Source organism: Acidovorax sp. SUPP2539 (assembly GCF_030158975.1).
Lineage (GTDB): Bacteria > Pseudomonadota > Gammaproteobacteria > Burkholderiales > Burkholderiaceae_C > Paracidovorax.
The window spans coordinates 98,035-118,919 of sequence record NZ_BQXJ01000007.1 but is presented as its reverse complement, the minus strand read 5'-3'; the positions used below and the strand labels follow the sequence as shown (position 1 = coordinate 118,919).

The 20,885-nt window shown below is 66.0% G+C and carries 17 protein-coding genes; 16 read left to right on the top strand and 1 reads right to left on the bottom strand.

Translation table 11 applies throughout. The features are described from left to right. The first annotated feature begins 12 nt into the window (after nt 1–12). From AVTE2539_RS21765 to AVTE2539_RS21735, 7 genes are all read left to right on the top strand, one after another. The gene (locus AVTE2539_RS21765; protein WP_272565166.1) at nt 13–435 is read left to right on the top strand and encodes a hypothetical protein; all 423 of its coding nucleotides are present in this window, start codon (nt 13–15) and stop codon (nt 433–435) included. Nucleotides 436–632: 197 nt separating this feature from the next. Then, nucleotides 633–2,255, top strand: coding sequence for a cell surface protein (locus tag AVTE2539_RS21760; RefSeq protein ID WP_284413835.1), 1,623 nt, complete (start codon nt 633–635; stop codon nt 2,253–2,255). 97 nt (nt 2,256–2,352) lie between these two features. Continuing rightward, a complete protein-coding gene (locus tag AVTE2539_RS21755; RefSeq protein WP_272565164.1) occupies nt 2,353–3,258 on the top strand; it encodes a peptidylprolyl isomerase in 906 nt (301 codons plus the stop codon). Between the two features lie 93 nt (nt 3,259–3,351). Next, nucleotides 3,352–4,152, top strand: a complete 801-nt coding sequence (locus AVTE2539_RS21750) for an ABC transporter permease (RefSeq protein ID WP_284413832.1) — start codon at nt 3,352–3,354, stop codon at nt 4,150–4,152. Next, nucleotides 4,149–5,483, top strand: coding sequence for an ABC transporter ATP-binding protein (locus tag AVTE2539_RS21745; protein ID WP_284413830.1), 1,335 nt, complete (start codon nt 4,149–4,151; stop codon nt 5,481–5,483). The genes AVTE2539_RS21750 and AVTE2539_RS21745 overlap by 4 nt, the downstream gene beginning before the upstream one ends. A gap of 179 nt (nt 5,484–5,662) precedes the next feature. Continuing rightward, the gene (locus tag AVTE2539_RS21740; RefSeq protein ID WP_284413828.1) at nt 5,663–6,553 is read left to right on the top strand and encodes a class I SAM-dependent methyltransferase; all 891 of its coding nucleotides are present in this window, start codon (nt 5,663–5,665) and stop codon (nt 6,551–6,553) included. Between the two features lie 82 nt (nt 6,554–6,635). Further along, nucleotides 6,636–7,493 (top strand): SAM-dependent methyltransferase, encoded by an 858-nt coding sequence (locus AVTE2539_RS21735; RefSeq protein ID WP_284413826.1) that lies wholly within the window; start codon nt 6,636–6,638, stop codon nt 7,491–7,493. A gap of 124 nt (nt 7,494–7,617) precedes the next feature. Here AVTE2539_RS21735 and AVTE2539_RS21730 read toward each other — a convergent pair whose 3' ends face one another. Next, complete coding sequence (locus AVTE2539_RS21730; RefSeq protein ID WP_284413824.1) at nt 7,618–11,511, bottom strand: methyltransferase domain-containing protein; 3,894 nt, start codon at nt 11,509–11,511, stop codon at nt 7,618–7,620. A 76-nt stretch (nt 11,512–11,587) separates the two neighbouring features. Between AVTE2539_RS21730 and AVTE2539_RS21725 the strand changes: the two genes are divergently transcribed. The 9 genes from AVTE2539_RS21725 to AVTE2539_RS21685 all read left to right on the top strand — a co-directional run bounded on the left by AVTE2539_RS21725 (nt 11,588) and on the right by AVTE2539_RS21685 (nt 20,870). Continuing rightward, nucleotides 11,588–12,373 (top strand): glycosyltransferase family protein, encoded by a 786-nt coding sequence (locus AVTE2539_RS21725; RefSeq protein ID WP_284413822.1) that lies wholly within the window; start codon nt 11,588–11,590, stop codon nt 12,371–12,373. Beyond that, the gene (locus AVTE2539_RS21720; protein WP_284398141.1) at nt 12,370–13,473 is read left to right on the top strand and encodes a glycosyltransferase family 4 protein; all 1,104 of its coding nucleotides are present in this window, start codon (nt 12,370–12,372) and stop codon (nt 13,471–13,473) included. The genes AVTE2539_RS21725 and AVTE2539_RS21720 overlap by 4 nt, the downstream gene beginning before the upstream one ends. A 150-nt stretch (nt 13,474–13,623) precedes the next feature. Then, nucleotides 13,624–14,517 carry an acetylglutamate kinase gene (argB, locus tag AVTE2539_RS21715; protein ID WP_092745378.1) on the top strand — a complete coding sequence of 298 codons (894 nt, stop codon included), beginning with the start codon at nt 13,624–13,626 and terminating at the stop codon, nt 14,515–14,517. 85 nt (nt 14,518–14,602) lie between these two features. Beyond that, nucleotides 14,603–15,310, top strand: coding sequence for a response regulator transcription factor (locus tag AVTE2539_RS21710; RefSeq protein WP_272565155.1), 708 nt, complete (start codon nt 14,603–14,605; stop codon nt 15,308–15,310). A gap of 51 nt (nt 15,311–15,361) precedes the next feature. Continuing rightward, entirely contained in the window at nt 15,362–16,804 is a 1,443-nt protein-coding gene (locus tag AVTE2539_RS21705) for an ATP-binding protein (RefSeq protein ID WP_284413820.1), read from the top strand. A 123-nt stretch (nt 16,805–16,927) separates the two neighbouring features. Beyond that, nucleotides 16,928–17,584 carry a nucleoid occlusion factor SlmA gene (gene slmA / locus AVTE2539_RS21700; RefSeq protein WP_272565153.1) on the top strand — a complete coding sequence of 219 codons (657 nt, stop codon included), beginning with the start codon at nt 16,928–16,930 and terminating at the stop codon, nt 17,582–17,584. A 257-nt stretch (nt 17,585–17,841) separates the two neighbouring features. Continuing rightward, a complete protein-coding gene (locus AVTE2539_RS21695) occupies nt 17,842–18,510 on the top strand; it encodes a TetR/AcrR family transcriptional regulator (RefSeq protein ID WP_272569803.1) in 669 nt (222 codons plus the stop codon). Between the two features lie 72 nt (nt 18,511–18,582). Beyond that, on the top strand, nt 18,583–20,388 hold the full coding sequence (locus AVTE2539_RS21690; RefSeq protein WP_284413818.1) for an acyl-CoA dehydrogenase C-terminal domain-containing protein: 1,806 nt from the start codon (nt 18,583–18,585) through the stop codon (nt 20,386–20,388). A gap of 47 nt (nt 20,389–20,435) precedes the next feature. Beyond that, nucleotides 20,436–20,870 (top strand): DUF2147 domain-containing protein, encoded by a 435-nt coding sequence (locus AVTE2539_RS21685; RefSeq protein ID WP_284413816.1) that lies wholly within the window; start codon nt 20,436–20,438, stop codon nt 20,868–20,870. The last annotated feature ends 15 nt before the right edge of the window (nt 20,871–20,885 follow it).

The window sequence follows — 20,885 nt, the reverse complement described above, 5'->3', positions numbered from 1 at the left end:
ATCAACTCAACCATGGTTCAAAACACCACTTTCCGCCGCCGGATGGGCACCATTTTCTTGGCCGCAGGCGTCATGGCACTCTCGGGATGCGCCGCCTTCAAGCCTGCCACCCCAGAGCAGATCGTCGAGCAGCGGGCGACGGAGTATTGGAAAGCGAGAGTGGCGGGGCAGTATGACAAGGCCTATGCCTTGTCTACGCCTTCTTATCGCAAAACCAAGACAGCCGACCAATTCAAGATGCAATTTGGTGCTGGTGTTGCCGTCAAGAGCGTGGAGGTCACGAAAGTCACTTGTGAGAGTGAGAAGTGCACCACGCAGGTGAAATTGGGAGTTCAGCCTGCCGTGATCGGGTCAAAGCTTGGTACGATCGACAGCTACCTGAACGAGACATGGCTGCTTGAAGATGGCCAGTGGTGGCACTATCAAGATCTTTGATGGGCATCTTCGAAGGTGTTGGCAAGCAGTCTTGCGAAGCAAGATTCACCTCACCGCATATGGTGTTGCATTTCCTCAACAACAGGTTTTGTTACAGCGGTTCCGTTGTACAACACGTCAGAGCGCTGTGCTACCATCCCTTAGCGTAATCAATCGTGGTAGTTGCGCTTACCAACTTTTTAACTGGAGTTCTTGATATGAGAAAAAATGTTCTGGCCCTGAGCATTGCTGCCATGATTGGTGGCCTGGGCTTTGCTGGCGCCGCATCTGCTGATGTGGTCGTTGGTACGGCTCCGCTGAAGACGACGACCGCTACGACGATGTCGTTCGCGGAAGGCGGCGTGGGTCATGCACTGCTGGTTCCTTACTTCAACGCACAAAACGGCAACATGACCGTGATGCACGTTGTGAACACCGACACCTCCAACGGCAAGGCCGTGAAGGTTCGTTTCCGCGGCGCCCTGAACTCCGACGACATTCTTGACTTCCAAGTCTTCATGTCGCCTGGTGACGTGTGGACTGCTGCCGTGACGGCTGGTTCCGATGGCGTGGCACAAATTGTGACCGCTGACGGTACCTGCACGCTGCCTACGCTGGCCAAGGGTGTGAACCAACGTTTCGTGACCGACCGTCTGAATCCTGGCATCTCGGAAGCTGACAAGGCCAACAACACGCGTGAAGGCTACGTTGAAATCTTCAACATGGCTGACATTCCTCAGCTGCTGGCTGGCACGACCACGGTCAACCCCCTGTACACGGCTATCAAGCACGTGAACGGCGTTGCACCTTGCACGTCCTCCACCCTGAACGCTACGCTGCAAAACTTCACGACGCCTGCCGCCGTGGCTGCAGCTGGTTTCGACACGCCTTCGACCGGCCTGCTGGGCGACTGGTACATCATCAACGTCGCTCAAACGACGACGTTCTCGGGTGGCGCTACCGCAATCCGTGCTGAAAACAACGGCGCTCAAGCCATTGCCAACTTCGTGCACTTCCCGCAATCGGCCAGCGCAGCACCTACGCCTGACACGTACACGGCTGACCCGCTGTTCCGTACGGTGAACGTGTTCACCACGGGTACGACGGCTCCTACGACCGTGCCAGCAATCGCTGCCGCGAACTATGACCTGCCCGACATGTCGACGCCTTACGTGACGGCTCCTAACGCTACGGCTCCTCTGACGCAAGCTCGCTTGCTGACGAACGCCCTGGCTGTGACGTCGATCGCTAACCAGTACGCTAACGACACGAGCATCTCCGCCAAGACGGACTGGGTGTTCTCCATGCCTACCCGTCGTTACAACGTGGCGTCTAACTACGCTGCTGCGCAAACCGGTGGCAACGCTGCTCAAGTTCGCTACTTCTCCGACCTGATCGCCACCGGCAACGGTGTTGCTGACGAGCGTTTCAACCCAGGCAACACGTCGCTGGCTACCACCGGTGGTGCCATCTGCGTGAGCTCGACGGGCCAAGCGTTCTTCGACCGCGAAGAAACCACGACCACGACCGGCGCTGTGTTCTCGCCTGGTTCCATCACGCAGACCCGTTTCTGCGGCGAAACCAGCGTGCTGAGCTTCCGCGATGGCGGCACCTCTGTGCTGGGCGCTTCGGTGGCCCGTCAAGATCTGTCGAGCGGTTCGTTCACCAACGGCTGGAGCCGCGTGGATGTGCCTAACGTGGTGGCTGGCCAATCCCTGGGTCTGCCAATCCTGGGCGCTTCGTTCATCAAGCTGTCGAACCCCAGCGCTGCGGCTGGCACGTCCGGTACCTACGGTATCACGTGGCCCCACCGCTTCACGTTCCCTACGGTTACTCCGTAATTCGTGCGGCACTTTTCACAGTAATGTGAACCAAAAAAGGCGGGGGCAACCCCGCCTTTTTTTTTAATGCTTTTTTGATGGAGTGTTGGATTTGCACATGATTCGCTCAACCTATCGCCTGCTTGCTTTGGCAGCACTTTCCGCAACCGCTCTTTCGGTCCACGCCCAAGCTCCGGTGTTGATTCAGGGGCCGAAAGTCGCGATCGATACGCTGGACATTCAAGCGGACTCTCTTCGCATGCCTCCCGAGATGCGCGACACCGTTCTGGCACGTCCGCAGACCGTCACGCAGATTGCCTCTAATCTTTACGCACGCCGGGTGATGGCCGCACGGGCCGAAACGGAAGGGGTGGAGAAGGACCCAGAGGTTGCAGCAGCTCTGAAGATTGCACGGGACAAAGTGCTGTCAGATGCTTACATCGCAAAAATCGACAAGCAAAGCACGCCGAACGATGTCGCCGCTGAAGGCATGGCGCGAGACATCTACAAGGCCAAGCCTGAGCGTTTCAAGGTGCCGGAACAAGTTCGTGTGAGGCACATTCTTGTCGAGGGTTCCGACGCGAATTCTCGCGCACAGATCGAAAAGATCATGCAGGAACTCAAAGCCGGTACAGACTTCGCCAAGCTGGCCCAAGAGCGTTCCGCAGACAAGGGCTCTGCCGAAAAGGGCGGAGACTTGGGCGCCTTCGAGCGTGGCCGTATGGCACCACAATTCGATGAAGCCGCTTTTGCGTTGACCAAGCCTGGTCAGCTCAGCGACGTCGTCGAGACCCAGTTCGGGTTTCACATCCTCAAGCTCGAAGAACGCATTCCTGCGCGCACCCGGGCGTTCAGCGAAGTTCGCGAAGAGTTGATGAACGAAGTGCGCAACAACATTCGCCAAGAAGCACGTGTTGCCGAAGCGCAGAAGATGCAGAAAGAAGCAAAGATCGATGCCTCCGCCATCGCTTCTTACTCCCAGTCTTACGCGGCGAAAATTCCGCCCGCTAAGATCGCTCCCTGAAGCTCCACGTTGGTGGAGGTGAAGCAAGTGCCCTTTCGGGTACTTGCTTCTTTTATTTCTGGTGGGCCGACTGCCATCATGTGAACAAGCTGCATGCAAACTTTGTGGAATGAATGGCGCGCGATCTGGAGCGCGCGCTCTCTGGTGTGGGTTCTGGTGAAACGCGAGGTGGCCGCGCGCCACGCAGGCACCGCTGTCGGCGTGTTGTGGCCCTATCTCCAGCCTTTGCTGACGGTGGCTGCCTACTATCTTGTCTTCGACGTGGTCTTTTCCATGCGTTTGGGAGAAGGCGCGCCGACACATGCCGTGGGCACGTTCCTGGTCGTGGGTGCGCTGCCCTGGATGGCTTTCTGCGATGCGGTGTCGCGTGGCATGAACAGCCTCATCGAGGCGGGCAGCATGCTGCAGAAAAATCCGCTGCCGCCGGTGCTGTTCACGACCCGTTCGGTGCTGGCGAGCGCGGTGATTTTCGGGCCGCTCCTGTGTCTCGTGGCGCTGGTGTACACGCCGCTGCACGGGTTCCGCCCTGCCATGCTGGCGATGGTGCCTCTCATGGCCCTGCAGTTGGTCCTTTGCGTGCTGCTGGGTTACCTGCTGGCCATCCTGGCAGCGGCACTGAGAGACACCGTTCAGATCGTCGGCTTCCTGCTGTCCGTGGGAATCTACCTCACGCCCATTCTTTTCCCCTTGACGATGTTCCCGGCCAACTGGCGCTGGGTCCTTTGGCTCAATCCCATGACGGCCCTGGTGATCGGCTACCAGCAAGTGCTGTTGCAGGGCAATTGGCCACCGATGGGTGTCTGGGTGGCGGGCGTGGTCTGGCTCGTCGTCCTGGCGCTGGTTTTGAACACGTTGGTCAAACGCAGCCGTGATCAGTTGGTGGACTGGCTATGACGATGATTGAACGCACCTCCGAGGCCGTTCTGAAAGTGCAGGACGTGGGCAAGGAGTACAAGCTCTACGCCTCTCCCCGCCAGCGGCTCAAGTCCTTGATCACCGGGCGATCGGCGCACCGCAGCCATTGGGCCTTGAAAGGCGTGTCCTTCGAGCTGCAGCGTGGCCAGTGCATCGGCGTCATCGGCGACAACGGCGCAGGCAAGAGCTCGCTGCTCAAGCTGCTGGCCGGCACGCTGCAGCCCTCCACGGGCTCGATCGAGCGGGTGGGCCGGGTTACCGCCATTCTGGAGCTGGGCGCGGGTTTCCACCCCGACTTCAGCGGTCGCGACAACCTGTACTTCGGCGGTAGCTTGATCGGCATTGACCGCGAAGAGATGGAGCGGCTGGAGCCGGAGATCATCGAATTCTGCGAGCTGGGCGAGGCGCTGGACCGACCGGTCAAAACTTACTCTTCGGGCATGTCGGTCCGGCTGGCCTTCGCACTGGTGACCGCCGTGCAGCCCGACGTGCTGATCATCGACGAAGCCCTGGCGGTGGGGGATCAGCATTTCCAGAAGAAATGCGTGGACCGCATCATGGCGTTCCGCAATGCCGGCTGCACGATCCTGTTCTGCTCGCACAGCCCGTACCACATCCGCCATCTGTGCGATCTGGCGCTTTGGCTGGACGGGGGGCGCGTCAAGCAGTTCGGCCTGACGGAGCCCGTGCTGGGTGCCTATGACGTGCACTCCCGCCTGCGCAATGCAGAGAGCCAGCACCACGCGGCGGCGGGGCAGAAGGGCGCCAGCGATGCGCCCGCGCCCGACAACGGCGCTCCGCTGGACGACGGCGAAGCCGCCTCCGAGGCTTCGGACGCTGAGGCAGCTTCCGCCGCAGGCCGCCGGCAGCGCAATGGCAATGCCCCGGCCCGCGACGATGGCTCCGCCCGCATTCTGTCGGTGGATATCCAGAACCTGGGTGAGCCGCAGGACGGCGGCTACGGCCGGCTGTCCGGCAAAGACCTGATCGCCCACATCACCGTGCGCGGCCGGGGGGGTGAGCGGCCCAACGTCGGCTTCATGATCGAGCAGTCCAAAGGGGTCGGCATCACGTCGCTGGCCACCCACGAAGAGGGCGCGGCGCCCGTGTCGCTGGGCGATGGCCTGTGGCGCTCGGTGCTCACGTTTCCCGGCCTGCCGCTGCACAGCGGGGACTACGTGATCAGTGCCTTCCTCTTCGACGAGAGCGGCCTGGTGGTGTACGACGAGTGGTTCCAGTTCCTGAACTTCAACTGGGTCGCGCCGACCCTCATGCCGGGGCTGGTGAAATTGCCGCACCACTGGGGGTGAGCATGCCGGCCGGCCCACTTTAGGGCGCTTGCATTCTGCCGCCGTGGACGGCCGGAATCTACCCCGATGAGATGCTATATTTTTAATAGCTTAATGCCCTAGTAGAATATGCGCTGGAGCCATTTTTTGCCAATGACGGTTTCCGCCTTTCGGCATGAATTTTCCCGGCCCTTGACCCCATGAATGATCTGACCGCCCCTCCTCAAAAGGCCTCCGACTGGCTGGCCCTCGGAATCCAGCACCTCGAACGCGACGAGCGCGTCCTGGCCGCAGAGGCTCTGCGCCATGCCTTGCAGGACCGCGAAACGCGCCTCACCGCCCACCAGCTCATCGAGCAGCACACGTTGCCGGGCGCCTTCTCCCAGATGATGGGGCTGAATTGCGAGATCGCGCGCGCCGACGACATCTTCCGTTTCTTCGAGGGCCATCCCTCCAGCACCAACCCCCTGCGGGACTATCTCGCGGACGGCTGGCGCACGCTGTCCGAGCTGATGACGCTGCTGGAGGCCGTGGACCGGCCTTTGCTCAAGACTCCGCGGTTCATGGAGTTCGCGAGCGGGCACGGCCGCTTCACGCGGCACCTGGTGAAGGCCCTGGGCGCGGACCGGGTGACGGTGTCCGACGTCGTGCCGGACGCCATGGCGTTCGCGCAGCGCACTTTCGGCGTGCGGAGCGTGCTGTCTTCCACGGTGCCGGAAAGCCTGGTGTGGGATCAGCAGTACGACGTGGTGTTCGTGCTGTCGCTGTTCAGCCACCTGCCGCGCCGCACCTGGGCCCGCTGGCTGCAGTGCCTCTACGACGGCGTGGCACCCGGAGGGGTTCTGGTGTTCTCCACCCATGGCTTGAAAGCGGCGGCGCATGACAGCGTTGCGCTGGACGAGGATGGCTTCTTCTTCGCTCCGTCCAGCGAATCCCAGGCCATCGACGTGCAGGAATACGGCACCGCGTTCACGTCCGAGGACTTCGTCCTCGCGCGCATCGCGGAGACGGTGGGCGCGGACAAGCTCGTTCACCGCTCGCTGGTGCATTTCTGGAACCACCAGGATGCCTATGTGCTTGCCAGGCCCTGAGCGCAGGGTGTGGTGGGCTTGACCCCTTTCCTGGCACTGAGCCTTCTTATTGATTGAAATCCTGCGACAGGCGTTTCCCTCCATGACCACTCTGTTCGAGCGCATCCAGCAACGATTTTGGGGACCGCCCCAGTGGGATGCCGAGCGCATTTCCGACGAGTGGTTCCGGGCGCACTTCCACTATGCGGCCGACGTGGTCCAGCATTGGCTGGGTTCGGCGCTGGATGTGAAGACGGCGCGGCTGCTCAACTTCGGCTGCGGCGACGGCATCACCGACCTGGCGCTAGCCCTGCGCCACGGAGCGACGTCGATCCATGGCATCGATATCCGGCAGGAGTACGCCAAGCTGCCGCGCATCGCGAAGGAGCAGCTGGGCCTTCGCCGCGTGCCGAAGGCCCTGAGCTTCGAGACCATCGCACCCGCCACACAGCTGGCGGGCCGGCGGCCGGTGGACGGGATTTTCAGCTGGTCCACGTTCGAGCATGTGAGCCAGGACCAGCTCGAACCCATCGCCCGCGACCTGTACGCCGCACTGAATCCCGGGGGCGTCTTTTTCCTGCAGATCGAGCCGCTGTACTTTTCTCCCTATGGCTCGCACCTGCGGCGCTACGACGAGGTGCCCTGGCACCACCTGCTGGTGAGCGATGACGAGCTGTGGGCCATCATCCAGGCGCACGAAGGGCCGATCGATGGCGCCGAGCGCGATTTCGGCTTCGACGACTTCGGTGTCGAGGGGTACAAGCAATTCGTCTTCAACGAGTACAAGGCGTTGAACCGGCTGACGGCGGACGAGCTGGTGGCCTTGATGACCCGGGCGGGCTTCCACGTCATCCGCCAGGAGCGGCGCAGTGTGCAGATGGACATTCCAGCGGCCCTGCACGGCCAATACCCGGACGAACTGCTGCTCAACAACGAGATCTTTCTGCTGCTGGGCAAATAGGGCCCGGATCGCCCTTCGCCGCTATCCATCGCGCGAGGGCGCCGACGGGTCTTCCGAAAACAAAAAAGGGCTGCCGGAGAGGGCAGCCCTTTTTCGTTCCGGCGCCGCGCGGCGCGAAGCCGGCTCAGGCTTGCAGCCAGTTCTTGACCCGGCGCTGCCACTGCGCCGGGATGCGCCGTGCCACGCCGCGCAGCACCGGCAGCGAGCGCAGATAGACCACCGCCGACAGCATGCCCGACTTGGCGGCGGCGGTGGGCGTGGCCTGGGGCAGGTAGGGCTGCAGTTCGGCCAAGGTCATGGGGGGCAGGGCGTTGGCGGGCGCGATGTCTGCCAGGTAATCGGTTGCATAGCGGAACGGCGCGGAGGATTCGTGCGGCACGGGTGCTTGCGGCTGCGCCTCGGCCAGGGCTGGGGCCTCGCCCTGGGCGAAATGCCGGTCGCGGACCTCGGTGAACCAGGCCAGCCATTGGGTGGGCGTGGCATCCCAGGGGTGCACCCAGCTCCAGGGCCGGCCCGCCAGCCGCTCGGCGAAGGCGCCGATGTCGGGCACGACCACCGGCAGGCCGGCCAGCAGCGCGGCGCTCAGGGTATAGCTGTAGGTCTCGGGCCATTGGGCGGGGAACCAGACCAGGTCCGGCTCCAGCCATTGCAGCAGGCCGGGCAGGTCTTTTTCTTCGTACTCGCCATGGATGGTCAGGCGGGCGCGGGGCTGCGTCTGAAGGTGGCGGTAGCCGTAGCCGATCAGGTGGAAATCCACGAGGGCGCTGCGGCGGGCCGCCTCGGCGGCCACGGCTTCCAGCACGTCCGCGCCCTTGATGGCGCTCAGGGCGCCGATCACCACCACCCGCAGCCGTTGGCCAGGCTGCAGCGTGCGCGGCGCGGGCAGCGGCAGCGCCGCGCTGTCGGGCAGATCGGTGTGCGGCACGGCGTGCACGTGCGCCGCCGGCGCGAAGCCGGCGATGCGCCGCGCCGTGTCGTGGCTGGGCGCCAGCACCCGGCGTGCGCCGGTGAGCAGGCGCGCATTCGCGCCACGCCATTCGGCGACGGTGCCGCCCAGGGGGGAATGCATTTCTGGCGTGCAGCACTTGCATTGCCCGGGACCGATCTCGCCGGCGTACCGGTTGGTCGTGTCGGTCATCGAGATGTGCGTGCAATAGCTGTAGTAGTCGTGCGCGGTGAAGTCGTAGGGCACATCCAGCAGGTGCGGGATATTGCGCACTTCCTGGCCGTGGCCCAGCAGGTGGTGGAAGTGCACCTGCCGCACGCCCAGCTGCCGCAGCACGCCGAGCAGGTCGTCGTACTGGTCGTTCAGGCGGAAGGTGAGTTCGAAGCCCTCGTCCTGCCCCGCCATGCGCAGCCGCACGCTGTGCCCGGGCGCGGGCGTGAGGGTCAGGAAGGTGGCCTGGTCCGCCAGGTGCACGGCCAGTTCGCGGACATGCCGGACCGTGCCACCGGCCCGGTCGTGCAGCACGGCGAGCACGGCCGGCACGCCGGCCTCGGCGATGCGGGCTACGTCGAGCGCCAGGCGGTAGGGCTGCGCCGGATCGGCCTGCACGAACGCGTGCACGTCGCGCTCGTAGCGCGGATGCAGGCGGCGCAGGGTTTCCATGGCCGCGAGTTCGCGCGGGCTCTTGCTGTCGCCGAAGCTGACCCCGCCGGTGTGCAGCACGAAGGTGTCCAGCAGGTGCAGGTTGCGCCAGCCGGCCGCGTGCGCGCGTTGGCAGAAATCGTTTTCCTCGCCGTAGCCCTTGCCGAAGTGCTCGGTATCGAACAGGCCCAGCTGCACCAGGCAATCGCGCCGGATGTACATGCAAAAGCCGACGCCCGTGGGCACGTCCACGACCGCGCCCGGATTGGTCCTGGCGCACAGCGCGTCCAGGCGGGCCGTGTCGTAGCCGGGCGGCAGGTCGTTGTCCTTGCAAAAGCGCGGGTAGCTGCAGATGGTGGCGTTGTTGGAGAACGGGGTGACCGAGGCCACCTTGGCGTCGCCGTAGGCGGCGTTGCGGATGCGGTCGAGCCAGTCGTTGGCGACCTCCGTGTCGCTGTTGAGCAGCAGCACGTCGTTGCTGCCGCTCAGGGCCATGCCGCGGTTGACGGTGCCGACGAAGCCGAGGTTCTCCTCGTTTTCCAGCAGCACGATGCGCTCGTCCTGCGTGGCCCGCTGGCGCAGCCAGGCCGTGACTTCGGGCTCGGGGCTGGCGTCGTTGATGACGATGAGGCGGTAGGGCGTGGCGCACGGGCTGGCCAGCACGGAATCGACGCACATCTGCGTGTCGGCCAGGCCCCGGTAGACGGGCACGATCACATCCACGGGGTGCTGCGGCGGCGTGACCTGCACGGGCCCTTGCGTTGCCGCCGCTGCGGCGGCATGCTTGGGCGCACGGCCCAGAAGGCGGTCCACGCGCATCTTGGTGTGGACGAGGGGGCGGGTCGCGCGGAACACGGTGGAGTTTTCGATCGTTTTCAAGTGGTGGGCGAGGGCGCCGTAGTCGTGCTGCAGGCGGCCCAGTTCATGCTGCAAACGGGTGGCGTTGCGCTGGAACTGGGCGGACTCCTGCTGCAGGTCGGCCCGCTGGCGCAGCAGCGTCTGGGTGCTGTCCTTGAGCGTGGCGTTGTGTTCCTGCAGGGCCTGGTTGGTGTACTCCAGGGTGCGCTTGTCGCCCTCGAGCACTTCCTTTTGCTCGCCCAAAGCGCGCTTTTCCAATTCGAGCGCCTCGCGGGTCTGGTTCAGCCGCTGCTCGGCCTCGTGCCGGGCCCGGGCCGCGTCCTTTTCCAGCTTGGCGATGCGGTCCTGCAAGGGGAACACGGCGCCGGACAGGGTCAGGTAGTCGGCGGACATGGGCCATCCCAGGTCGATGTCCAGCACGGCCCCGCGGCCGGCGTGGGCGGCCAGCACATCCCGGGGGATCGGCAGCTCCAGCCAGGGGTCGTCGCCAGTGAGCAGCAGCAGGGTGGCGGGGGAGGCGGCCGGCATGGGCTGCTCCCACACGATCTGGCTGTGGGGCGAGCGGGCCAGCAGCGAACGCGATGTGGTGTCGGCCTGCCACGTCCACACCGTGTCGCCCTGGGCATTGCGCAGAGCAAGGCCGTGCAGGTGCATGAAGCCGGGGCGGTCCGCCGGGTCGAGCCTCAGGTTGGTGAGGGGGCTGGGCGTCTCGGGCAGGGTGAAGCGCACCGTCTGGCGTTCGCGGCCGATGATGCCGGTGGCGGTCAGCTTGCGGTCTTCGGCGTATTCGCCGTTCTGGCCCAGGTAGAGCTGGGCGGTGAACAGGGCATGGGCTTCCTCCGGGTCCGGCGTACCGCTCTGGTCCACGGCGGTGGCCTGGGCGGCAGGCTGCGCCGCGGCGATGAACTGGTAGGCCATGGCATCGGGTGCGCCGAGCAGATGGCGGGACACGGCCGGTGGCAACAGGTCGAAGGCGGCCTTGAACTCCGATTCGGGCACTTCGCGGCGCACGGTGTCGATCTGGTCGACGGCCCAGCGCTGCTCGCCCAGGAACCGTCCCAGCGACCGCCGGGTGAAGAAGCGAAGGTGGGTGCGGTCCAGCAGGCCTTCCTCGCGGTAGCGGAATTCACCCTGCAGCAATTCGGCCACCAGGCCGCAGTAGCCGGCGTTGGGTACCGAAATCAGCAGTTGACCGCCGTTTGCCAGCAGTTCGCGGCACTGGGCCAGGATGCCCTCCGGGCGGCGCAGGTGCTCGAGCACGTCGGCACACACGATGTAGTCGTAGCGCTGGCCGGTAAAAAGGGTAACCAGATCGCATGCCTCCAGATCAGACACTTCCACGCGCCGGTAGTGGGGGCGGGCGTGTTCGGCCTCGGCTTCGCTGAGCGTCACGCCATCGCTGGTGCAGCCCCGGGTTTCTGCCAGATATTGCCCGAGTGCGCCGCTGCCGCAGCCCAGGTCGAGCACCGTGGATCCCTCGCGGACAAGGCTCGCCAGCACGGAAAGGGAGGTGCGTTCGTCTTGCTTGATGGTGCGCAGATAGACGTGCAAATCCTCGATTGTTTGGGTCATCCCCGGATTATGACGGCCGCATGGCAGCGGCCCGCCGGGCGGGACGGTGTGCGAGGCAGACGACAATACCGGGTTCATGACGTCATCTCTCAATGCGGAACGGGGCCTGGTGGTCTCGCTGATCAGCCACGGCCACGGGCCCTGGGTGCAGGCTTTGCTGCAGGATTTGGCGCGCCTGTGCGGGGCCAGCGTGTCGCGCGTGGTGCTCACGCTCAACCTGCCCGAGGCCGAGCCGCAGGCCCCCGCCGGAGGGTGGCCGTTCCTGCTGGAGATTCGCCGCAATGCGTCGCCCCTGGGCTTCGGCGCCAACCACAACCGCGCATTGCGCGGGGCGGTCGAGCCGATGGTCTGCGTGCTCAACCCCGACGTCAGCCTGCTCGGCGCGAACCCGTTTCCTGCGCTGTGCGAGGCCGCCCTGCCGGCGGACGTGGGCTGCGCCTACCCGGAGCAGGTGGACGGCCGCGGCCAGTTGCAGGATTCCGAGCGCGAGCTGCCGTCGCCCGCCGCGCTGTGGCGCCGCCGCGTGCTCGGGCACCGGGAGCACCGGGTGGACTGGGTGAACGCGGCGTTCCTGGTGATGCGGCGCGCGGTGTGGGACGCGCTGGAGGGATTCGATGAAGGGTATTTCATGTATTGCGAGGATGTGGATTTGAGCTTGCGCATGCGGCTGAGGGGCCTGCGGCTGCACAAGGGCGCGGCCCGCGTGGGGCACGTCGGGCAGCGCGACAGCCAGCGCCGCATGGCCTACCTCGCCTGGCATGTGCGCAGCCTGTGGCGGCTGTGGCGCTCGCCGGTGTATCGGCAGGCACGATCTTTGTTACCGGGGGGCACCCGCGGCCCGCATACCATCGGCGCTCCATGATCTGGTTGTCTCTGGTTGCGTTTCTGGTTTCCACGCTGGTGGCTGCGGGCATCGTCCGATGGGGGCGCGACCACGCGTCCGTGTACGGCGACACCATGCCGCAGCGGTTCCACCTGGGGGATATTCCCCGGCTGGGCGGGGCGGCGCTGCTGGCTGGCATGGCCTGCAGCTGGATGCTGGGGGTGGTTCAGACGTCGTGGATGGGCGATCCGGGCTCGCTGCGGCTCGGCGCCTGGGTGGTCTGGTGGATCGTGGCGCTCCTGCCGTCGGCGGTGGGCGGCATCGTGGAAGACCTGACGCAGCGCCTGACCGTGCGCTATCGCCTGCTGCTCACGGCGTTGTCGGGTGGGCTGGCGCTGATGGTGCTGCAGCTGAACGTGCAGCGCATGGGCCTGCCCTGGTTGGACGGCTTCCTGGCCCAGACGCCCTGGCTGGGCATGGTGATCGTGGTGCTGGCGGTGGCCGGGCTGCCGCACGCCTTCAACATCATCGACGGCTACAACGGCCTGGCGGGCATGGTGGCGTTCATCGTCTGCCTGGCGCTGGCGCACGTCAGCCTGCAGGTGGGGGACCGGTCGCTCGCGACGCTGTTCGTTTGCACGGCGGCGGCCACGGCCGGATTCTTGGTATGGAACTACCCGCGGGGCATGATCTTCGCCGGCGACGGGGGCTCGTACATCTGGGGCGTGGTGATCGCGCTGGGCAGCATCTCACTCGTGCAGCGCAATCAGGACGTGTCGCCCTGGTTCCCCATGCTGCTGCTGATCTACCCGGTCTGGGAGACCGTCTTCTCCATCTACCGCAAGCTGGTGCGCGGGGTCTCGCCGGGCGTGGCGGACGCGCTGCACTTCCATCAGCTCATCTACCGGCGCATCGTGCGCGGGGTGTTCCACGACGACGAATCCCGCCGGGTGCTCATGCGCAACAACCGCACTTCGCCCTACCTGTGGGGCTTCACCCTGCTGACGGTGGTGCCCGCGGTGCTGTTCTGGAGCAACACGGTCGTGCTGGCGATCTTCTGCGCCCTGTTCATGATCGCCTACGTCTCCGCCTACCTGGCCATCGTGCGCTTCAAGGTGCCCAGCTGGCTGCGGCACTGAAGGCCACCCGCGGGCCGCTGCTGAACGGCGCCGCCCGGTGCCGTCCGGGCCCGTTCCCCCGCCCGGCTTGCTCCAGCGCCTTCCGGGGGCCGGGGCAAGGCACAATGCGCATCTCCATCGCTTAACCGCTCCTTCAGCCGCGAGCTCTTCATGACGACCGACCTTCTTTCGATTGCTCCGCGCGACAAGGCCGAAATCCTGGCCCAGGCGCTGCCCTACATCCGCAAGTTCCATGGCAAGACCATGGTCATCAAATACGGCGGCAACGCCATGACCGACCCGGCGCTGCAGGCCGACTTCGCCGAGGACGTGGTGCTGCTCAAGCTGGTGGGCATGAACCCGGTGGTGGTGCACGGCGGCGGCCCGCAGATCGAAACCGCGCTCAACCGCCTGGGCAAGAAGGGCCAGTTCATCCAGGGCATGCGGGTGACCGACGCCGAGACCATGGAAGTCGTGGAGTGGGTGCTGGCGGGCGAAGTCCAGCAGGACATCGTGGGCCTGATCAACCAGGCGGGCGGCAAGGCCGTGGGCCTCACGGGGCGCGACGGCGGCATGATCCGCGCCCAGAAGCTCAAGATGGTGGACAACAAGGACCCGAGCATCGAGCACGACATCGGCCAGGTGGGCGACATCGTCTCCATCGACCCGAGCGTGGTCAAGGCGCTGCAGGACGATGCGTTCATCCCGGTCATCAGCCCCATCGGCTTCGGCGAGAACAATGAGAGCTACAACATCAACGCCGACGTCGTGGCCAGCAAGCTCGCCACCGTGCTGCAGGCCGAAAAGCTCGTGCTCCTCACCAACATTCCGGGCGTGCTGAACAAGGCGGGCGAACTGCTCACCGACCTCACCGCCCGCGAGATCGACACGCTGTTCGCCGATGGCACCATCTCCGGCGGCATGCTGCCCAAGATCGCCGGCGCCCTCGATGCCGCCAAGGCCGGGGTGAACGCGGTGCACATCATCGACGGCCGCGTGCCGCACGCCATGCTGCTGGAAATCCTGACCGAGCAGGCCTACGGCACCATGATCCGCAGCCACTGAGATGCCGGTTTGCGCTTCGCCCGCCGTGCAGCGCGCCGCCTCCGGCGGTGCCGCGCCGGTCCGTTCCTGAGCGGGTGACAGGGCGATGCGCCTGCTGCTGGTCGAGGACGACGTCATGTTGGCCAGCGGCATCAAGCTGGGCCTGACCGACGCGGGCTATGCGGTGGACTGGGTGGGCAGCGGCGAGCGGGCCGAAGAGGTGCTGCGCACCGAATCGTTCGACGCCGCGATCATCGACATCGGCCTGCCGGGCATGGACGGGCTGGAGCTCACGCGCTGCCTGCGCCGCCCCGAGATGGCCCATCCGGCCATGCCGGTGCTCATCCTCACGGCGCGCGACGCCCTGCACGACCGCGTGCAGGGGCTCGACCTGGGTGCTGACGACTACATGGTCAAGCCCTACGAGCTGCCCGAGCTGCTGGCGCGGCTGCGCGCCCTGCTGCGACGCTCTCAGGCCGCGACCACGGCCATCCTGAGCTTCGGGCCGCTGGAGCTGGACACCGCCGGCCGCACCGTGAGCATCCGCACCGCCAGCGACCCCCATGCGCGCCAGCCCATCGAGCTGGGCCCGCGCGAGTGGACGGTGCTGGAATACCTGCTGATCCACGCGCCCAAGCCGGCCAGCAAGGAAAAGCTGCTGCAGGCCCTGACCGGCTGGGACAAGGAAATCACGCCCAATGCGGTGGAGGTGTACGTGTCCCGCCTGCGAAGCAAGCTGGAGCCCAATGGCGTGGCGCTGCGCTCCATCCGGGGCTTCGGCTACCGGCTGGAACTGCAGCCCCCGCGCGGGTGAGCGCGCCGCCGTCTCCGCGCCAGCTCATCCGCCCCCCCCTCGGCCGCCGCCATGACCTCCGCGCTGCGCATCCGGCTGCTGCTGCTGCTAATCCTGCCGCTGTGCGCCCTGGCGCTGGCGGGCGCGTGGCTCGACTACCGCTCGGCGGACGAGGCTGCCAGCCGGCACGACCAGCGCCTGCTGCGGCTGCTGCCGGCGCTGGCCGACTCGGTGGTGGCCCCGCCCGTGAGCGACGGCGGCCCGCCGCTGCTGCTGCTCGCGCCTCCGGTGGAGGAGTTCCTGCGCCAGAACAGCGGCTTTGCCGGCTACAGCGTGCAGGACCTGTCCGGCCGCGTGCTGCTGGGCGAGGACTGGGTGCAGAGCGCCGTGCCGGCCACGCACGACCCCGAGTTCCACAGCGTCGAGTACGACAGCGTCACCTACCGCGTGGCCGTCCAGCGCAGCCGCACGGGGGCAGGGGAGCTGGTGGTGGCACTGGCCGACGGCTCCGATCCGCGCCAGCAGTGGGGCAAGCAGATGCTGCTGCGCGTGCTGCTGCCCAATCTGGTGCTGGTGGCGGCCGCGGCGCTGGCCATCCACTGGGCCGTGCGCCGCGCGTTCAAGCCACTGGTGGACCTGGCCGAGGCCGTCGCCCGGCGCTCGCCCCGGGACTTGAACCCCATCGACGAAGCCGCGTCGCCCGTGGAGGTGCGGCCCCTGGTGTATTCGCTGAACCGGCTGTTCGCCCTGGTGAACGAGCAGGCCGAGGGGCAGCGCCGCTTCGTGGCCGACGCCGCGCACCAGTTGCGCACGCCGCTGGCCAGCCTGCAGGCGCAGGTGGAAGCCTGGGCGCTGTCCGCGCAGGCGGGCAGCGGCCGGGAGAGTTATGAGTCAAAACAGGCTCCAGTGCAAATGGTACTAAGGCATGGTGCTATATATTTAGGAGCGGACCAGATCGAGAAGCTGCGGCAGGCCACCCGCCGCACCTCCAAGCTGGCGCACCAGTTGCTGGCCCTGTCGCGCGCGGATGCCCGCAGCCTGGACGCGCAGGCCATGCAGAGCGTGGATCTGAAGGACCTGTGTGAAAGCCTGCTGGAGGCGTTCCTCGACGCGGCCACCGCCAAGGGGCTGGACCTGGGGCTGGAGGTCGCGCCGGCCCGCGCCGTGGGCCACGGCTGGCTGCTGCGCGAGTTGCTCACCAACCTGGTGGACAACGCCATCAAATACACGCCGGCCGGTGGTGCCGTGACCATCCGCTGCGGCGGCGCTGCCAACGGCGGCGCGTTCCTGCAGGTCGAGGACGACGGACCGGGCATTCCCGAGGCGGAGCAGGCGCGGGTGCTGCAGCGCTTTTACCGGGTGCCGGGGGCTGCGGGGGAGGGCACCGGCCTGGGGCTGGCCATTGCCGACGAGATCGCGCGCGTGCACGGCGCGGCACTGGGCCTGGGGCGCGGGCCGGCCGGCCGGGGGCTGGTGGTGACGGTGTTTTTCGCGCCGGCGCGCAAGGTTCGGTAGCCGCCTGTTGCGCTGATGGTTTCGCCGCTCTGACGGCGCAGCGTGGTGCTGGAAATGATGGGGCTGTCACACGAAGCCCGGCAGGACCCGTGTGCGAGAATCAATTGCATACATCTGTTGCCCATGCCTGAACTCCAGTCCCTGCCTGAACCTGTCGCCACCACCGTGGCGCAAGACGTCCCTGCGGTCCGCAAACGTCCCAAGCCGGGGGAGCGGCGGGTGCAGATCCTCCAGGCGCTGGCCGGCATGCTGGAGCAGCCCGGCTCGGAGCGCATCACCACCGCCGCGCTGGCGGCGCGCCTTTCGGTCAGCGAGGCGGCGCTGTACCGGCACTTCGCCAGCAAGGCGCAAATGTTCGAAGGATTGATCGATTTCATCGAGCAATCGGTCCTCACGCTGGTGAATCAGATCATGGAGCGCGGTGCGCAGTCCGACACCTCGGGCACGCAGCAGGCCGCGCGCATTGTCGCCATGGTGCTGCAGTTCGGCGAGCGCAACCCGGGCATGGTGCGCGTGATGGTGGGCGATGCCCTGGTGCTGGAGAACGAACGCCTGCAGCAGCGCATGAACCAGTTCTTCGACAAGATCGAATCGAGTCTGCGGCAGTGCCTGCGCCCTGCCGCACAGGCCGCCGGGGCCGATGCGCCCACGGTCGATGCCCAGGTGCGCGCCGCGGCGCTGTGCGACCTGGTGCGCGGGCGGCTGCAGCGGCATGCGCGCTCGGGCTTCCGACGCGCGCCCAGCGAGCACCTCGAGGCCACGCTCGCGCTGCTGCTCTGACCCTCTGCCCCAGGCCGGCTGCGGGTCCTGCTGCCTGGGTGACGCCAAGCATTCCAGATTTTCTACTTCCCCCGAAGCGCGCAAGACCGGCCGGCCGGGCTGGCGGTGCCGCTCGGCGCGGTCGCACTGCGTTGCTTCGTTCAAGCGTTCAAGCGCGGCTAGGGGTTTTCCCGGTGCAGAGCCCCTCATCGCCCCGTGGGATGGGCAGGCCCGGCGTTTTCATGCAAAATAGCACGATCGTTCGTTTTATTTTCTCCATGCCGGTCACCCCCCTCCCATCCCGCTCCGTTCGCTCCGCCAGCACCCGCGAAGGCCGTGCCTTGCAAAAGGGCCAGCAGACCAAGGCGGCGATCGTCGAGGCCGCGCTGGGCCTGGCCACGCACATCGGGCTGGAAGGCCTGTCGATCGGTGCGCTGGCGGACGTGACGGGAATGAGCAAGTCCGGCGTGTTCGCCCATTTCGGTTCGCGCGAGGAGCTGCAGATCTCCGTCATCCGCGAATACCACGCGCGCTTCGAGCAGGAAGTGTTCTACCCCGCCGTGTCCGCCCCACGGGGCCTGCCGCGGCTGCGGGCCCTGTTCGGCAACTGGATGAAGCGCACCTCCATCGAAATCGATTCGGGCTGCATCTACATCAGCGGCGCCGTGGAGTTCGACGACCGCACCGGCCCCGTGCGCGATGCGCTGGCCAGTTCGGTGCTGACCTGGCTGGCCGCCATGAAGCGCGCCATCGACCAGTGCAAGGAGCAGGGCGAACTGCGCGGCGATGTGAATGCCGAACAGATGCTGTTCGAGATCCACGGCCTCATCCTGGCGCTGCACTACGAGGCGCGCTTCCTGCAGACGCCTGGCTCCATCGACCGGGCCAATGCCGGCTTCGACAGCATCCTCACCCGCTATGGCGCACCGCCGCCCGCGCAGGATTGACCGACCCGTTTCGCGTTTCTCTCTCCCTCTTTCCTTTTCATATCCCACCCTTTCCATCCAAGGAGCCTCCCCATGCCGACCTACACGCCGCCCCTTCGCGACATGCAATTCGTACTGCACGAGGTGTTCAAGGCGACCGAAGAACTCAAGGCCCTGCCCAAGCATGCCGATGTGGACGTGGACACCATCAACGCCGTGCTGGAAGAGGCGGGCAAGTTCGCCACCGGCGTGGCGTTCCCGCTCAACATCAGCGGGGACGAGGAAGGCTGCACGCTCGACAAGGCGACGCACGAGGTGACCACGCCCAAGGGTTTCAAGCAGGCCTACGCGCAGTACGTGGAAGGCGGCTGGGCGGCCCTGAGCTGCGAGACCGAATATGGCGGCCAGGGTCTGCCGTTCGTGCTGAACCAGTGCCTGTATGAAATGCTCAACAGCGCCAACCAGGCCTGGACGATGTACCCCGGCCTGTCGCACGGCGCCTACGAGGCGCTGCACGCGCATGGCACGCCCGAGCAAAAGAAGCTCTACCTGCCCAAGCTGACCAGCGGCGAATGGACCGGCACCATGTGCCTGACCGAACCCCATTGCGGTACCGACCTGGGGCTGCTGCGCACCAAGGCCGAGCCTGTGGCCGGCGCGCCCGAAGGCACCTACAAGATCACCGGCAACAAGATCTTCATCAGCGCGGGCGAGCACGATTTCACCGAGAACATCGTCCACCTGGTGCTGGCCCGCCTGCCCGATGCGCCCAAGGGCAGCAAGGGCATCAGCCTGTTCATCGTGCCCAAGTACCACGTGAACGCCGACGGCTCGCTGGGCGAGCGCAACCCGATCTTCTGCGCCGGGCTGGAGCACAAGATGGGCATCCACGGCAACGCCACGGCGCAGATCGCCATCGACGGCGCCATCGGCACGCTGGTGGGCCAGCCGCACAAGGGCCTGCAGGCCATGTTCGTGATGATGAATGCCGCGCGCCTGGGCGTGGGCAACCAGTCGCTGGGCCTGACCGAAGTGGCGTTCCAGAACGCGCTGGCCTACGCCAAGGACCGCACGCAGATGCGCAGCCTGTCGGGCACGAAAGCCAAGGACAAGGATGCCGACCCGATCATCGTGCACCCCGACGTGCGCAAGATGCTGCTGACCGCCAAGGCCTACGCCGAAGGCGCCCGCGCGCTGCAGATCTACTGCACGCTGCTGCTCGACAAATCGCACAGCCACCCCGACGAGAAGGTGCGCCAGGAGGCGGACGAACTGGTGGCGCTGCTCACGCCCATCGTCAAGGCCTTCATCACCGACAACGGGCACATCGCCACGAACGCCTGTATGCAGGTCTTCGGCGGCCACGGCTTCATCAAGGAATGGGGCATGGAGCAGTTCGTGCGCGACAACCGCATCAACATGATCTATGAAGGCACCAACACCATCCAGTCGCTGGACCTGCTGGGCCGCAAGGTGCTGGGCAACAACGGCGCCACGCTCAAGAAGTTCGGCAAGCTGGTGGGCCAGCTGGTGCAGGAAGAGGGCGTGAACGAGAAGATGGCCGAGTTCATCAACCCCATCGCCTACCTGGGCGATCAGATGACCAAGTTCACCACCGAGATCGGCTTCAAGGGCTTCCAGAACCCCGACGAAGTGGGCGCTGCCGCCGTGGACTACCTGCGCGTGGCCGGCCACCTGGTGTTCGGCTACCTGTTCGCCCGCATGGCGCAGGTGGCGCTGCGCGAGATCGCCAACGGCAACACCGACCCGTTCTATGTCGCCAAGCTGCAGACGGCGCGGTTCTACTTCGCCAAGCTGTTCCCCGAAACGGCCACGCTGATGCGCACCGCGCGTGCCGGCGCCAAGCCGCTGATGGACACCGACGCCGCGCTGGCCTGACCGCACCGGCCGCCCCCTTCCCCGCCTTTTTTTGCACTGGAGCCGTTATGAATAAAGCGCTAGCAGCGATGTTGTGTGTGGCCGTGGCCGCCCCCGCGTGGGCCCAGATGTCGCCCGTGGGCGGGTGGCGCAGCATCGACGACAAGACGGGCGAGGCCAAGGCCGAGATCCGCATCGCCGAAACGGGCGGCGCGCTCACCGGGCGCATCGAGAAGTCGCTGAAGAAGGACACGCCCGCCGATGCGGTGTGCGTCGAATGCCAGGACGACCGCAAGGGCCAGCCCATCGCCGGCCTGGAGATCATCCGGGGCGGCAAGAAGGCCGAAGGCAAGGACGTGTGGGAGGGCGGCAAGATCCTCGACCCCGAAAACGGCAAGGAATACCGCGCCAGCTTCACGCCCATCGACGGCGGCGCCAAGCTGGAGGTGCGCGGCTACCTCGGCCCGTTCTGGCGCACGCAGGTCTGGCAGCGCATGCAGTAACCCATTCCAAAGAAA

What these genes read in the sequence shown, in the direction of transcription:
- AVTE2539_RS21690 (WP_284413818.1), top strand. Translation starts at nt 18,583, where the DNA reads ATGCCGACCTACACGCCGCCCCTTCGCGACATGCAATTCGTACTGCAC.
- AVTE2539_RS21765 (WP_272565166.1), top strand. Translation starts at nt 13, where the DNA reads ATGGTTCAAAACACCACTTTCCGCCGCCGGATGGGCACCATTTTCTTG.
- AVTE2539_RS21740 (WP_284413828.1), top strand. Translation starts at nt 5,663, where the DNA reads ATGAATGATCTGACCGCCCCTCCTCAAAAGGCCTCCGACTGGCTGGCC.
- AVTE2539_RS21710 (WP_272565155.1), top strand. Translation starts at nt 14,603, where the DNA reads ATGCGCCTGCTGCTGGTCGAGGACGACGTCATGTTGGCCAGCGGCATC.
- argB (WP_092745378.1), top strand. Translation starts at nt 13,624, where the DNA reads ATGACGACCGACCTTCTTTCGATTGCTCCGCGCGACAAGGCCGAAATC.
- AVTE2539_RS21755 (WP_272565164.1), top strand. Translation starts at nt 2,353, where the DNA reads ATGATTCGCTCAACCTATCGCCTGCTTGCTTTGGCAGCACTTTCCGCA.
- AVTE2539_RS21725 (WP_284413822.1), top strand. Translation starts at nt 11,588, where the DNA reads ATGACGTCATCTCTCAATGCGGAACGGGGCCTGGTGGTCTCGCTGATC.
- slmA (WP_272565153.1), top strand. Translation starts at nt 16,928, where the DNA reads ATGCCTGAACTCCAGTCCCTGCCTGAACCTGTCGCCACCACCGTGGCG.
- AVTE2539_RS21705 (WP_284413820.1), top strand. Translation starts at nt 15,362, where the DNA reads ATGACCTCCGCGCTGCGCATCCGGCTGCTGCTGCTGCTAATCCTGCCG.
- AVTE2539_RS21745 (WP_284413830.1), top strand. Translation starts at nt 4,149, where the DNA reads ATGACGATGATTGAACGCACCTCCGAGGCCGTTCTGAAAGTGCAGGAC.
- AVTE2539_RS21735 (WP_284413826.1), top strand. Translation starts at nt 6,636, where the DNA reads ATGACCACTCTGTTCGAGCGCATCCAGCAACGATTTTGGGGACCGCCC.
- AVTE2539_RS21695 (WP_272569803.1), top strand. Translation starts at nt 17,842, where the DNA reads ATGCCGGTCACCCCCCTCCCATCCCGCTCCGTTCGCTCCGCCAGCACC.
- AVTE2539_RS21720 (WP_284398141.1), top strand. Translation starts at nt 12,370, where the DNA reads ATGATCTGGTTGTCTCTGGTTGCGTTTCTGGTTTCCACGCTGGTGGCT.
- AVTE2539_RS21760 (WP_284413835.1), top strand. Translation starts at nt 633, where the DNA reads ATGAGAAAAAATGTTCTGGCCCTGAGCATTGCTGCCATGATTGGTGGC.
- AVTE2539_RS21685 (WP_284413816.1), top strand. Translation starts at nt 20,436, where the DNA reads ATGAATAAAGCGCTAGCAGCGATGTTGTGTGTGGCCGTGGCCGCCCCC.
- AVTE2539_RS21730 (WP_284413824.1), bottom strand. Translation starts at nt 11,511, where the DNA reads ATGACCCAAACAATCGAGGATTTGCACGTCTATCTGCGCACCATCAAG.
- AVTE2539_RS21750 (WP_284413832.1), top strand. Translation starts at nt 3,352, where the DNA reads ATGCAAACTTTGTGGAATGAATGGCGCGCGATCTGGAGCGCGCGCTCT.